Source organism: Cereibacter changlensis JA139 (assembly GCF_003034985.1).
Taxonomy (GTDB): domain Bacteria; phylum Pseudomonadota; class Alphaproteobacteria; order Rhodobacterales; family Rhodobacteraceae; genus Cereibacter; species Cereibacter changlensis.
The window spans coordinates 25,032-37,426 of record NZ_PZKG01000002.1 but is presented as its reverse complement, the minus strand read 5'-3'; the positions used below and the strand labels follow the sequence as shown (position 1 = coordinate 37,426).

Sequence of the window (12,395 nt, the reverse complement as noted above, 5' to 3'; positions counted from 1 at the left end):
AAGGCGCCCGAGGGGGCGGGTCCGCCCCCAGATAGCATCCTTTGCCGGCGGTTTCGAGGCCCGCCCTAACCAGACGCACCCGCCTCAGGCGTCCAGCTCGGCGTCCCAGTAGAGGTAGTCGAGCCAGCTGTCGTGCAGGTGGTTCGGCGGGAAGCGGCGGCCGAGGTTCTGCATCTCCTCGGCGGTCGGGCGGCGCGGCGGTTGGGCGAGGCGCAGGCCGGATTGCCGAAGCGTCTTCGAGCCCTTGCGCAGGTTGCAGGGCGAGCAGGCGGCGACGACGTTTTCCCAGGAGGTGATGCCGCCCCGGGCGCGGGGCAGCACGTGGTCGAAGGTCAGGTCGCCGCGCGCGCCGCAATACTGGCAGCAGAACTGGTCGCGCAGGAAAAGATTGAAGCGCGTGAAGGCCACGCGCTTCTGCGGTTTCACGAAATCCTTCAGCACCACGACGGAGGGTATCCGGATCTCCGCCCGCTGGCTGCGCACCACCTGGTCATATTCCGCCACGATGGTCACCCGGTCGAGAAAGGCGGCCTTGATCGCCTCCTGCCAGGGCCAGAGCGACAGCGGATAATAGGACAAGGGCCGGTAGTCGGCATTCAGCACGAGCGCCGGATACTGTTTCAGCGCGGCTGGTTCGCGCACGAAAGTTGTTCTGAAATCGCCGTCCATCCGTGAGTGACTCCGTCCTCGTCCCGTCTGCCGGTCATCGGCACCGAGACGGGGAGCCCCGCCCCGGTCATGTGAAAACTATATATGGCGTTCGGCGCCTGACAAGCCCCGCGATCTGCGATGCGGCGCCGAGGCCCTTGTGCCAGCTAACGGTCACAGCCATGTGACGCCTTTTGCGCCGTCACGTCCAGCGTCTCGTCCAGCCCGGCCTGCCGTCCGCGGGGCCATCGAGGCCCCCCGGACGGTATTGCCATGGACGGATCGCCGGAGGGACGCGCCCGAAGCGGGTGTCGGTGCCTCCGGCGGGGATATTTTCACAAGGTGAAGCGGCTCAGCCGAGACGTTCCTTGAGGAAGGCCAGCGCCACCGAGAGGCCGTCGGGCGAGATGCCGTGGCCCGTGCCCTTCATGACATGGCCGTAGGTGGTGAAGCCGGCGGCGGTCAGGGCATTGCCTGCGAGGCCCATGTCGGCGAAGGGCACCACCTCGTCGGCGTCGCCGTGGATCAGCAGGACCGGCGGTTTGGAGCGGGCTTCGGTTGCCAGCCGTTCGGGAGCGAGCAGGCGGCCGGAGAAGGCGACGATGCCGGCGATCGGGTCGGCGCGGCGCGGGGCGACGTGCAGCGCCATCATCGTGCCCTGCGAAAAGCCGACGAGGGCCAGCGCCTCGGGGGCGAGGCCTTCCTTGGCCAGCTGCGCGTCGAGGAAGGCGTCGAGATCGGCGGCGGCCTGAAGGAGACCCGCTTCGGCGAGCGCCTCGGAGGAGCCGTCGAGCCAGGGGATCGGGAACCACTGCCGGCCGAAGCCATTGGCCCGGCAGGGCTCGGGCGCGTCGGGGGCGAGGAAGACCGTGTCGGGCAGATGCTGCGCCAGAGGCTCGGCCAGCCCCAGAAGGTCGGCGCCATCCGCGCCATAGCCGTGCAGGAAGACCCCAAGGCTCTTCGCCTTGCCCGAGGCGGCCGGAATCCGGCCGGTGGTGAGCGTGCGTGTCATCTGATCCCTTCCCGTGCCTTTGCCACCCGGTAATAGGCCCAGAGCAGCCGGGCCGCAACGCCCCGCCAGGGGTGCCAGTCCTCGGCCATCGTGGCGAGGCTGCGCTCCGAGGGCCGCGCCCCGAGGTCGAAGAGGATCCGCGCGGCCTCCTGCAGCGCCAGATCTCCGGCGGCGAAGACATCGGCGCGGCCGAGGGCGAAGAGGGCGTAGATCTCGGCGGTCCAGCGGCCGATGCCGGGCAGCGCCACCAGCTCGGCGATCAGCGCCTCGTCGGGGAGGCTACGCAGCGCGCTGTAGTCGAGCGTCGCTCCGGCCAGCGCCCGGGCGTAACGCAGCTTCGGGCGGGAGAGGCCGCAGCCGCGCAGATCGTCGTCGCTGGCGGCGGCGACGGCCTCGGGGGTGACGAGGCCTGCGGCGGCCATGCGGCCCCAGATCGCGGCGGCGGAGGCGGTGGAGACCTGCTGGCTGACGATGGCCGAGAGGAGTTCGGCAAAGCCGTCGGGACGGCGGCGCAGCGGCAGCGGGCCGGTGAGCGCATAGGCTTCGGCCAGCCGCGGGTGGCGCGCGGCGAGCCAGTCGGCGCCCTCGGCGACGCAGGCGTCGGTCTCGATGATGCGGCCGGTCATGTGTCCCTCCTGACGCGAGGCTAGCCGCCCTGGCCCGCCGCCGCCAGAGCGCGCGGATTCCGCTTGCAGGACTTCGCTCGCCCGGCCTAGGTCAGTGCCATGACCGCTTCCCCCGCCCTCCCCGCCTCCGATCCCCGTTCGCGCCGCAATGTCTGGGTGCTGGTCGCCGCGCAGGCGGTGCTCGGCTCGCAGATGTCGATGGTGTTCATCGTCGCCGGGCTGGCGGGGCAGTCGCTTGCCTCCAACATCTGCTGGGCGACGCTGCCGATTTCGCTGACGGTGATCGGCTCGATGCTGGCGGCGACGCCGCTATCGGCGGTGATGCAGCGTTTCGGGCGGCGGACGGGCTTCGTGATCGGGGCGGTGGCGGGGATGATCGGCGCGGCGATCGGGGCCTATGGGCTGATGCTCGGGTCGTTTCCGGTCTTCCTGATCGGCTCGCTCTTCACCGGGGTCTACATGTCGGCCCAGGGGTTCTACCGCTTTGCCGCCGCCGATACCGCGTCGGAGGCGTTCCGGCCGAAGGCGATCTCCTATGTCATGGCCGGGGGGCTTCTGTCGGCCATCCTCGGGCCGCAGCTCGTCAAGCTGACGGCGGAGGCGATGGTGGTGCCGTTCATGGGCACCTATCTGGCGGCGATCGGGCTGAACTTCTTCGGCGTCTTCCTCTTCGCCCTGCTCGACATCCCGAAGCCGCGGCCTCCGGCCCCGGGGGCGGCGCTGGGGCGGTCACGGATGGAGTTGCTGCGCGAGCCGAGGATCGCGGTGGCGATGATCTGCGCCACGGTTTCCTACGCGCTGATGAACCTCGTGATGACCTCCTCGCCGCTGGCGGTGGTGGGCTGCGGGTTCGAGACCGGGGATGCGGCGAATGTGGTCACGGCGCATGTTCTGGCGATGTATGGGCCGAGCTTCTTCACCGGGCATATCATCGCCCGGATCGGGGTGGAGAAGGTGGTGGCGCTGGGGCTGGTCATTCTGGCGGGATCGGGGGCGGTGGCCCTCTCCGGCGTGGAGCTCGAGCATTTCTTCGGGGCGCTGATCCTGCTGGGGCTCGGCTGGAACTTCGGATTCATCGGGGCCACGACGATGCTGGCCTCGGCCCATGCCCCGGAGGAGCGGGGCCGGGTGCAGGGGTTGAACGATTTCATCGTCTTCGGCGGGGTGACGCTGGCCTCGTTCAGCTCGGGCGGGCTGATGAACTGTTCCGGCGGGACGGTTCAGGCGGGCTGGGCGGCGGTCAATCTGGCGATGCTGCCCTTCCTCGTGCTGGCCGGAGGGGCGCTGATCTGGCTGGCGCTGCGCCCGAAGGAGGCGTGATTTTCACGCGTGAAAATCAGGGAAAGCCGTTGATTTAGAACGATTTTCCCGGCCCCGTTCAGGAAATCTTAACCCTTCAGATCCGCCCCGTCGCTGCAGACCACAGGAGCCGCCCGCGGCGGGAGAATTCCGACAGGTGCAGCGTGCCGTCGGCCACCCTTCCCGGCTCGGCGGCGGCGAGACGCAGGAGCGCGCCCGTCTGCCACGCGGGCAGGATCGCCGGGCGCAGGCCTGCGGGAAGCCTCGCCGCCCTGCCCTCGTTCAGCAGCGTCAGGCCGCGCCGCGCCAGCGCCGCCACCGCCTCGCGCCGCCCGTCGGGCAGCGGCAGGCGGCCGCGCGCCTCGAGCTCCGGCACGGCGCGCAGCCAAGCCACCAGACCCGAGGCCCAGCCGATGGCGCGCAGCGCCGCTTCGTGATCGGGCGCAGCCCCCAAGGCCAGACCCGAGAGCCACATCAGCCCGCCCGCCGTGGCGTCGAGATGCGCGGCGAAGGCGGCCTCGTCGGCGAAGGGCTCGCGGTAGATGTCCCAGCGCCGCGCCTCCACCACACGGTCGAGCACCGGCACCGGCAACCGCGCGACGCGGATCACCTCGGCCAGCGGGGCCGCCACCTCATGCGCCCGCGCCCTGCCCTCCGCCGCCTCTTCCACCGCGTCGCGCCAGAATTGCAGCCGCATCTCGGCGATCATCGGCTCCTTGGTGAGCCATGGCGCGCGGGCGGCCTCGAGGTTGAAGGCGTAGAGCGGGAAGAGCCGCGCCCGCGCGGGGGGCGGACTGGCCATGGTGGCGGCGAAACGGTCGGGATCGCCGCGTTCGACCAGAGCGGCGCAGGCCTCGAGCGTCATAGCGGTTCGCAGACCACCTGAAGATAGCCGTAGTCCCCACCATGCGCGTGGCGCAGCAGGACTTCCTTCTCCTCCTCGTCGAGCGCCAGTTGCAGCGCGGGCTCGGCCTCGCTGCGCAGCGCCTCGATCCGGGCGGCGAGCGGCTGGAGATAGGCATCCCAGCCGGCTTCGGGCAGCCAGCGGCTGGCGATCACCCGGTAGCCCGCGGCGGCGACCTGCTGCAGCACGCCGTCGCGGTCGGTCATCGCCGGGTAGGACTGCCAGAAGCTCCGGGCCTCGGGCGACGGGTTGTCGACCGCCCAGGCGAGTTGCGAGAAGGCGACGCGGCCGCCCTCCTTCAGATGCGGGCGCCAGGCCTGCAGACCTTCGGTGACGCCGAGGAAATAGAGCGACCCGGCGGACCAGATCAGATCGAAGACGCCTTCGGGGTCGGCCATGTCGCCCGGGATCGCCAACACCCGCGCATCGACGGCATGGCGCGAGGCCAGCCGGTCGATATAGGGCTGGTGCAGATCCATCGCCACGACCTGACCTTCGGGCACAGCCTCGAGCAGACCCTCGATATCGGCGCCCGGGCCGCAGCCCGCATCGAGCACCCGCGCATCCCGCGCGACCTCCGCCGCCGCCATCGCCCAGTCGAGGCTTTCACGGGTGCCGGGGCCCTCGCGGTCCAGACCGGAATGCAGGGTGAAGAAGGCGTCTTCGGGGGTCACGTCTCATCCTTTCCTGTGTCACGGATCAACTTCCAGTTGATCGCGTCGAGCAATGCCTCGAAGGAGGCATCGACGATGTTGGGCGAGACACCCACGGTGGACCAGCGGCGGCCCTGGCTGTCTTCGCTGTCTATGATAACGCGCGTCACAGCCTCGGTTCCGCCCTGGGTGATGCGGACCTTGAAATCGACGAGGTGCATGTCGTCGATGATGCTCTGCCAGGGGCCGAGATCCTTGGCGAGCGCCTTGGCCAAGGCGTTGACCGGACCGCGGTCGGTGCCGGCCTCGTCGAGGCTTTCGGAGACCGAGAGCACGCGCTTGCCGTCGATCAGCACCACGACGACCGCTTCGGAGAGGGTCATCATGCCGGCGCCGCTGCGGCGGCGCTCGACGGTGACGCGGTAGCGCTTCACCTCGAAGAACTGCGGCAGCTGGCCGAGCTCGGCGCGGGCGATCAGCTCGAAGCTGGCCTGAGCGGAATCATAGGCATAGCCCTGATCCTCGCGCGCCTTCACCACCTCGAGGATGCGGCCGAGGCGCGGATCGCCGGGGGCGACGGTGAGGCCGGCGGCGGTCAGCCGGGCGCGCAGGTTCGACTGGCCGGCCTGATTGCTCATCGGGATGACGCGGGCGTTGCCGACGAGGCCGGGCTCGATATGTTCGTAGGTGGTCGGGTCCTTCAGGATGGCGCTGGCATGCAGCCCCGCCTTGTGGGCGAAGGCCGAGGCGCCGACATAGGCGGCGGCGCGGCGCGGCACCCGGTTCAGGATGTCGTCCAGCATGCGGCTGGTGCGGGTGATGCCCTTCAGCGCCTCGCGGGTGACGCCCGTGTCGAAGCGGGTGGCGTAGGGCTGTTTCAGCAGCAGCGTCGGGATCAGCGTGGTGAGATTGGCGTTGCCGCAGCGCTCGCCCAGACCGTTCAGCGTGCCCTGCACCTGCCGCGCGCCCGCGTCGATGGCGGCGAGCGACCCGGCCACGGCATTGCCGGTATCGTCATGGCAATGGATGCCGAGGTGATCGCCGGGGATGCCCGCGGCGATGACCTCGGCGGTGATGCGGCCGATGTCGGCGGGCATCGTGCCGCCGTTGGTGTCGCAGAGCACGACCCAGCGCGCGCCTTCGCCTACGGCGGCGCGCAGGCAGTCGAGCGCATAGGAGGGGTTGGCGCGGTAGCCGTCGAAGAAATGCTCGGCATCGAGCAGCGCCTCGCGGCCCTTGGCGACGACATGCGCGACCGAGGCGCGGATCGCCTCGAGGTTCTCCTCCAGCATGACGCCGAGGGCGGTGGTGACGTGGAACTCATGCGTCTTGCCGACGAGGCAGACCACGGGGGTTCCGGCATCGAGCACCGCCGCCAGCACGTCGTCATTCTCGGCCGAGCGCCCGGCGCGCTTGGTCATGCCGAAGGCGGCGAGCCGGGCGGTGAGGGCGGGCGCCTGGGCGAAGAACTCGCTGTCGGTGGGGTTGGCGCCGGGCCAGCCGCCCTCGACGTAATCGACGCCGAGCGCATCGAGCGCCAGCGCGATCTGCCGTTTCTCGGCGGTGGAGAACTGCACGCCCTGGGTCTGCTGCCCGTCGCGCAGGGTGGTGTCGTAGAGGTAGAGGCGTTGCTTCGCCTCCGCTTCGGGCAGGCCCCCGTCTTCCTCTCCGCCCGCGCTCACGCCAGCCCCTCCAGCTTCGCCGGGTCGAAGCCGGGCCCGAGCCGCCAGGTGACGCCGGTGGGGGAATCCATGATCACCACCCCCGCCGCGGCGATGCCGTCGCGCAGCGCGTCGGCGCGGGCGAAGTCGCGCGCCTGCCGCGCGTCGGCGCGGGCCTGCAGCAGCGCGTCGATGCGGTCGGAAATCTCCGAGGTCGAGTTGATCCAGTCGCCCATGTCATCCTCCAGCAGTCCCAAAAGCGCCGCCGAGGCCTTCAGCCCCGCGGCGTCGCCGGCCCCGGCCAGCGCGTGCAGCGCGGCGATGGCGCCGGCGGTGTTCAGATCGTCCGACAGCGCCTCGAGGACCGCGGCAGCCGGGCTCGGCGCGGGTTCGATGCCCGCGACGAGACCGCGCCACCGGCGCAGCGCCGCCTCGGCCTGTTCGGCCTTCTCCGCCGTCCAGTCCATCGGCTTGCCGTAATGCGTGCCGAGATAGACCATGCGGATCACCTCGCCCGGGTAGCCCTGGTCCAGGAGGTCGCGCACGGTGAAGAAGTTGCCGAGCGATTTCGACATCTTCCGGCCCTCGACCAGCAGCATCTCGTTGTGCATCCAGACCCTGGCGAAGCCGCCCTCGGGATGGGCGCAGCAGCTCTGGGCTATTTCATTCTCGTGATGCGGGAATTGCAGGTCGATGCCGCCGGCATGGATGTCGAAGCTCTCGCCCAGGAGCTCATAGGCCATGGCCGAGCATTCGATATGCCAGCCGGGGCGGCCGCGGCCCCAGGGCGAATCCCAGCCGGGCAGCTCGTCCGAGGAAGGTTTCCACAGCACGAAATCCATCGGGTCGCGCTTGTAGGGCGCGACCTCGACCCGGGCCCCGGCGATCATGTCATCGACCGAGCGGCCGGAGAGCGCGCCATAGTCGGCATAGCTGCGCACGTCGAACAGCACATGGCCCTCGGCCTCGTAGGCATGGCCCTTGGCGATCAGGTCGGCGATCATCGCGACCATCGCGCCGATCCATTCGGTGGCGCGCGGCTCGTGGCTGGGGCGCAGCGCGCCGAGCGCGTCCATGTCGGCATGGTACCAGCCGATGGTCTCGTCGGTGCGCTCGCGGATCAGCGCCTCCAGCGGGCGCGGGTCGCCGGAGTCGCGCCTTGCCTGCGCGGCGGCGTTGATCTTGTCGTCGACGTCGGTGAAGTTGCGCACATAGGTGACATGCTCCGCGCCATAGACATGGCGCAGCAGGCGGAACAGCACGTCGAAGACCACCACCGGGCGGCCGTTGCCGAGATGGGCGCGGTCATAGACCGTCGGGCCGCAGACATAGAGCCGCACGTTCTGCGGATCGAGCGGGGTGAACGGCTCTTTCTGGCGGGTTCTGGTATTCGTCAGGCGGATCATGGACATGGCCCCTCGCGAGCGGTTGCGCCGCCGGGCTTCTCAGATCACGCTTGGGAGAACGTCAGAGAGCAGCCCGCGACCGAAGTCAGCAGGTAATGGTACCGCAGATGATGCAGATGCTCTTCATGACGAGGGTGTTAGCAGGCGGCTCCGAGTCTGCCAAGCGGCAATCTGCGGCAGGGGCGGTCATGAAAAACGGGGCGCATCGCTGCGCCCCGTTTCCCGTCCGAGGTGGAAGCCTCAGAAGTTGTACGAGACTTTCGCTTTCACGGTCGTCGCGTCGACGTCGATGTTCTGATCGTCGAAGTCGTCGAACTCGTGCTTCAGGATCTCGCCGCCGACAGTCCAGGTGTCGGTCACGGCGTAGTCCATGCCGATGCCGTAGAAGTTGCCATTGTCGGAGTAGTCCGTGCCGCCCAGCGAGACGTCGGCATAGGCTTTACCGGCGGTGACGTAGAGCAGGCTGCGGCCGAGATCGGCGCCGGCCATCAGCTTGATGCGGGCGACGTTGTCGAGTTCGCCCGAATTGCCGAGGTCGTCTTCGAGGTCGATGTTGCTGAAGTCGTAGTCGAGTTCGCCGCCGAGAACCATGCGACCGAAGTCGTGACGGTAGCCGGCATGCACGCCGCCGAGGGCGCCGTCGCCGTCGACGTCGGAGCTGATGTCGCCATAGCCGAGCTGGGCGCCGGCGTAGAAGCCGCCCCAGTCAGCGGATTGGGCGACGACGACCGGCGCCGGAGCGGCAACCATCGGTTCGGGAGCGATCTCGACCGGGCCGCCAGCGAAGGCGGGAGCGGCCAGAAGGCCACCGAGAGCAAGAACTGCAATGCGTTTCATAATCTGTCTCCATCGTTGCGCCGGGATGCCGCCTGCGTCCCGCGGCTTGCCCGGCATTCTTTGACAGGTTTAACCTGTTCTGCGGAGATAGGCCTGTGCGGCCCCGGGGGGAAGACGGTCTCACGGCGAGGTGAATAAATCCGCCGAGCCATAGGCCAAAACCAGCCGACGGCTGTCACGATCCCGCAATCATGCGCCGGCCTTCTCCTCCAAGGCAAGCCATTCTTCCTCCGCCGCCTGCAATTGCGCCTGACGCTCGGCCATGGCCTCGGTCGCCTTGCGGAATTTCACCGGGTCGCGGGTGAAGAGATCGGTGGCCGACATCAGCTCGGTCAGCTTGGCGATCTCGGCCTCGATCCTGGCGATCAGCCCCGGCAGCGCCTCCAAGCGCTTGCGCTCGGTGAAGGAGAGGGCGTCGGCGGTGCGGCGCGGCTCGGGTTTCGCAGTCGGCTGGGCGGCGGAAGGTTGGGCGGCCGGCGCCGCGGGGCGCGCCGGCGCCTCCGGCTCGGGCGCGGCGCGCTGCGACTGGTAGTCGGACCAGCCGCCGGGATAGGCCATGGCCCGGCCGTCGCCCTCCATGGCGATGGTGGTGGTGGCGACGCGGTCGATGAAATCGCGGTCGTGGCTGACCAGCAGCACCGTGCCGTCATAATCGCCGAGGATGTCCTGCAAGAGGTCCAGCGTCTCGACGTCGAGGTCGTTGGTCGGTTCATCGAGGATCAGCAGGTTCGATTCGCGCGCCATGATGCGGGCAAGGAGCAGCCGCGCCTTCTCGCCGCCCGAGAGCGAGCGCACCGGGGCGCGCATCTGGCGCTCGTCGAAGAGGAAGTCCTTGAGATAGCCCACCACATGCCGCGGCGTGCCGCGCACCATGACCTGATCCTGCTGACCCGAGACGCGCATTGCCGGGTCGCTGGTCATGTTGTCCCAGAGGCTGGCGTCGGGATCGAGCTGGGCGCGGGTCTGGTCGAAGACGGCGATCTGCAGGTTGGTGCCGAGGATGACGGTGCCCTCGTCGGGTGCGATCTCGCCGGTGAGCATCTTCAGGAGCGTGGTCTTGCCGACGCCGTTCGGGCCGACGAAGGCCACGCGGTCGCCGCGCAGCACGCGCAGGTCGAAATTCGCGAGGATCGGCTTGTCGCCGAAGGCCTTGGAGATGCCCTTGGCCTCGATCACCCGCTTGCCGGAGGTCGGGCCCGACTCGAGCTCCATCGCCGCGGCGCCCTGGCGGCGGATCTGGCTGCTGCGTTCCTCGCGCAGCGCGGCGAGCGCGCGGACGCGGCCCTGGTTGCGCTTGCGGCGGGCGGAGATGCCCTCCACTGCCCAGCGGGCCTCTGCCTTGATCTTGCGGTCGAGCTTGTGGCGGGCCTCATCCTCCTCGGCCCAGACGGTCTCGCGCCATTCCTCGAAACCGTCGAAGCCGGATTCGCGGCGGCGGACCTGACCGCGGTCGACCCAGAGCGTGGCCTTGGTGAGGGCGCGCAGGAAGGCGCGGTCGTGGCTGATGAGGACGAAGGCGGTGCGGGTGCCCTTCAGCTCGGATTCGAGCCACTGGATCGCCTGGATGTCGAGGTGGTTGGTCGGCTCGTCGAGCAGCATGAGATCGGGGGCATGGGCCATCAGCTTGGCCAGCGCCGCGCGGCGCTTCTCGCCGCCCGAGGCGGCTGAGACCAGGGTCTCGGGGGTGAACTTCAGCCCCTCGGCCACCATGGCGACGCGGTATTCCTCGCCCTCCTCCAGCGCGGAGGCGGCGTAATCGCCCAGCGTCTCCCAGGCGGAGAGATCGGGATCCTGCTCCATGTAGCCCACGGTGACGCCGGGCGGCACGACGCGCTCGCCGCGGTCGGGCTCGATGAGACCGGCCATGATCTTGAGCAGCGTGGACTTGCCCGACCCGTTGCGGCCGACGAGGGCCACCCGGTCCTGCGGATGGACCACGAGGTCGAGGTTGTCGAAGATCGGGTCGCCGCCGAAGGTCAGCGAGATGCCGGAGAGCTGGAGAAGGGGGATGCGTGCCATGCTGGGCAGGTATCCGCGGCAGGGCGCGCCGTCAACGGGGCGCACAAGTCTTCTGCGAAGACTTTGGGGCGGAGGGCGGAAGTCTTCGCAGAAGACTTGCAGGCGGGGGGCAAGTCTTCTGCGAAGACGTTGGGGGTTGGGGGGAAAGTCTTCGCAGAAGACTTTCCTCCCGCTCAGACCGCGCGCAGCCCGGCGCGGAAGCGGCGCATGTTGGCGCGGTAGCTTTCGGCGGAGCGCAGGAGGCGGGCGATCTCCTCTTCCGACAGGTCGCGCACCACCTTGCCGGGCGCGCCCTTCACCAGCGAGAAGTCGGGGATCTCCTTGCCCTCGGTGATCAGCGCGCCGGCGCCGATCAGGCAGCCGCGGCCGATCCTCGCGCCGTTCAGCACCGTGGCCCCCATGCCGATCAGGCTCCCCACGCCGATGCTGCAGCCGTGCAGCATGGCCTTGTGGCCGATGGTGCAATCGGCGCCGATGCTCAGCGGGAAGCCCATGTCGGTGTGCAGCACGCAGTTCTCCTGCACGTTGCTGCCCTGTCCCACCCGGATCTCCTCGTTGTCGCCGCGCAGCGTCGCGCCGAACCAGACCGAGGCGCCCGCCTCCAGCAGCACCTTGCCGATCAGGTTGGCGTCGGGGGCGACCCATGTGTCTTCGGCGATCTGCGGGGACACTCCATCAAGGGCATAGATCATCGGGTCTCGAACTCCGTGTTGAGGCCGCGCACGAAATCGGGCAGCGCGGGCTGGCGGTCGCGGCGCAGGCGTTCGGCGGAGAGGATCACCTTCAGCTCGGCCTCGGCGATGTCGATGTCCTCGTTCACCAGGACGTAGTCGTATTCGGCCCAGTGGCTGATCTCGTCGCGGCTCTTCTCCATCCGGGAGGCGATCACCTCGTCGCTGTCCTGCGCGCGGCCGCGCAGGCGGCGTTCCAGCTCGGCGATCGAGGGCGGCAGCACGAAGATCGAGACCACATCGCGGCCGAGCGAGGAGTTGCGGATCTGCTGGCCGCCCTGCCAGTCGATGTCGAACAGCGTGTCGCGGCCCTCGCGCATCGCCTGTTCCACCGGCGCCTTGGGCGAGCCGTAGTAATTGCCGAAGACCTCGGCATGTTCCAGCATGCCGCCGTCCTCGACCAAGGCGCGGAAGTCGTCATGGCTGCGGAAGTAGTAGTCCTGCCCCTCCACCTCGCCGGGGCGGGCCGGGCGGGTGGTGGCGGAGACCGAGAAGCGGATCGTCGGGTCCCAGGCCATCAGCCGTTTCGCCAGCGTCGATTTTCCCGCGCCGGAGGGCGAGGAGAGGATGAGGAGCAGGCCGCGGCGGTTCAGTGTCTG

Annotated in this window: 12 protein-coding genes; 1 reads left to right on the top strand and 11 read right to left on the bottom strand. The window is 69.3% G+C overall.

Annotation, left to right across the window (positions count from 1 at the left end; genetic code table 11):
* Nucleotides 1-84: 84 nt before the first annotated feature.
* The 3 genes from C5F48_RS00935 to C5F48_RS00925 all read right to left on the bottom strand — a co-directional run bounded on the left by C5F48_RS00935 (nt 85) and on the right by C5F48_RS00925 (nt 2,286).
* Complete coding sequence (locus tag C5F48_RS00935; RefSeq protein ID WP_107662035.1) at nt 85-669, bottom strand: HNH endonuclease; 585 nt, start codon at nt 667-669, stop codon at nt 85-87.
* A gap of 331 nt (nt 670-1,000) precedes the next feature.
* Nucleotides 1,001-1,660, bottom strand: coding sequence for an alpha/beta hydrolase (locus C5F48_RS00930; protein ID WP_107662034.1), 660 nt, complete (start codon nt 1,658-1,660; stop codon nt 1,001-1,003).
* Nucleotides 1,657-2,286: a DNA-3-methyladenine glycosylase family protein gene (locus C5F48_RS00925; protein ID WP_107662033.1), complete on the bottom strand. Its 630-nt coding sequence runs from the start codon at nt 2,284-2,286 to the stop codon at nt 1,657-1,659. The genes C5F48_RS00930 and C5F48_RS00925 overlap by 4 nt, the downstream gene beginning before the upstream one ends.
* Before the next feature lie 99 nt (nt 2,287-2,385).
* Between C5F48_RS00925 and C5F48_RS00920 the strand changes: the two genes are divergently transcribed.
* A complete protein-coding gene (locus C5F48_RS00920; protein ID WP_107662032.1) occupies nt 2,386-3,606 on the top strand; it encodes an MFS transporter in 1,221 nt (406 codons plus the stop codon).
* Between the two features lie 76 nt (nt 3,607-3,682).
* On the opposite strand, the gene C5F48_RS00915 is transcribed toward C5F48_RS00920, so the two are convergent.
* The 8 genes from C5F48_RS00915 to gmk all read right to left on the bottom strand — a co-directional run bounded on the left by C5F48_RS00915 (nt 3,683) and on the right by gmk (nt 12,389).
* Entirely contained in the window at nt 3,683-4,450 is a 768-nt protein-coding gene (locus C5F48_RS00915) for a phytoene/squalene synthase family protein (RefSeq protein WP_107662031.1), read from the bottom strand.
* On the bottom strand, nt 4,447-5,163 hold the full coding sequence (locus C5F48_RS00910; protein WP_107662030.1) for a class I SAM-dependent methyltransferase: 717 nt from the start codon (nt 5,161-5,163) through the stop codon (nt 4,447-4,449). Before C5F48_RS00910 ends, C5F48_RS00915 begins: the two co-directional genes overlap by 4 nt.
* Nucleotides 5,160-6,824 (bottom strand): citramalate synthase, encoded by a 1,665-nt coding sequence (cimA, locus tag C5F48_RS00905; protein ID WP_107662029.1) that lies wholly within the window; start codon nt 6,822-6,824, stop codon nt 5,160-5,162. The genes C5F48_RS00910 and cimA overlap by 4 nt, the downstream gene beginning before the upstream one ends.
* Nucleotides 6,821-8,215 carry a cysteine--tRNA ligase gene (gene cysS / locus C5F48_RS00900; protein ID WP_107662028.1) on the bottom strand — a complete coding sequence of 465 codons (1,395 nt, stop codon included), beginning with the start codon at nt 8,213-8,215 and terminating at the stop codon, nt 6,821-6,823. Before cysS ends, cimA begins: the two co-directional genes overlap by 4 nt.
* Before the next feature lie 234 nt (nt 8,216-8,449).
* Nucleotides 8,450-9,046, bottom strand: a complete 597-nt coding sequence (locus C5F48_RS00895; RefSeq protein ID WP_107662027.1) for an outer membrane protein — start codon at nt 9,044-9,046, stop codon at nt 8,450-8,452.
* A gap of 189 nt (nt 9,047-9,235) precedes the next feature.
* Nucleotides 9,236-11,065, bottom strand: a complete 1,830-nt coding sequence (locus tag C5F48_RS00890) for an ABC-F family ATP-binding cassette domain-containing protein (protein ID WP_107662026.1) — start codon at nt 11,063-11,065, stop codon at nt 9,236-9,238.
* A 173-nt stretch (nt 11,066-11,238) separates the two neighbouring features.
* Entirely contained in the window at nt 11,239-11,757 is a 519-nt protein-coding gene (locus tag C5F48_RS00885) for a gamma carbonic anhydrase family protein (protein ID WP_107662025.1), read from the bottom strand.
* On the bottom strand, nt 11,754-12,389 hold the full coding sequence (gmk, locus tag C5F48_RS00880) for a guanylate kinase (RefSeq protein WP_107662092.1): 636 nt from the start codon (nt 12,387-12,389) through the stop codon (nt 11,754-11,756). The genes C5F48_RS00885 and gmk overlap by 4 nt, the downstream gene beginning before the upstream one ends.
* Nucleotides 12,390-12,395 lie beyond the last annotated feature (6 nt).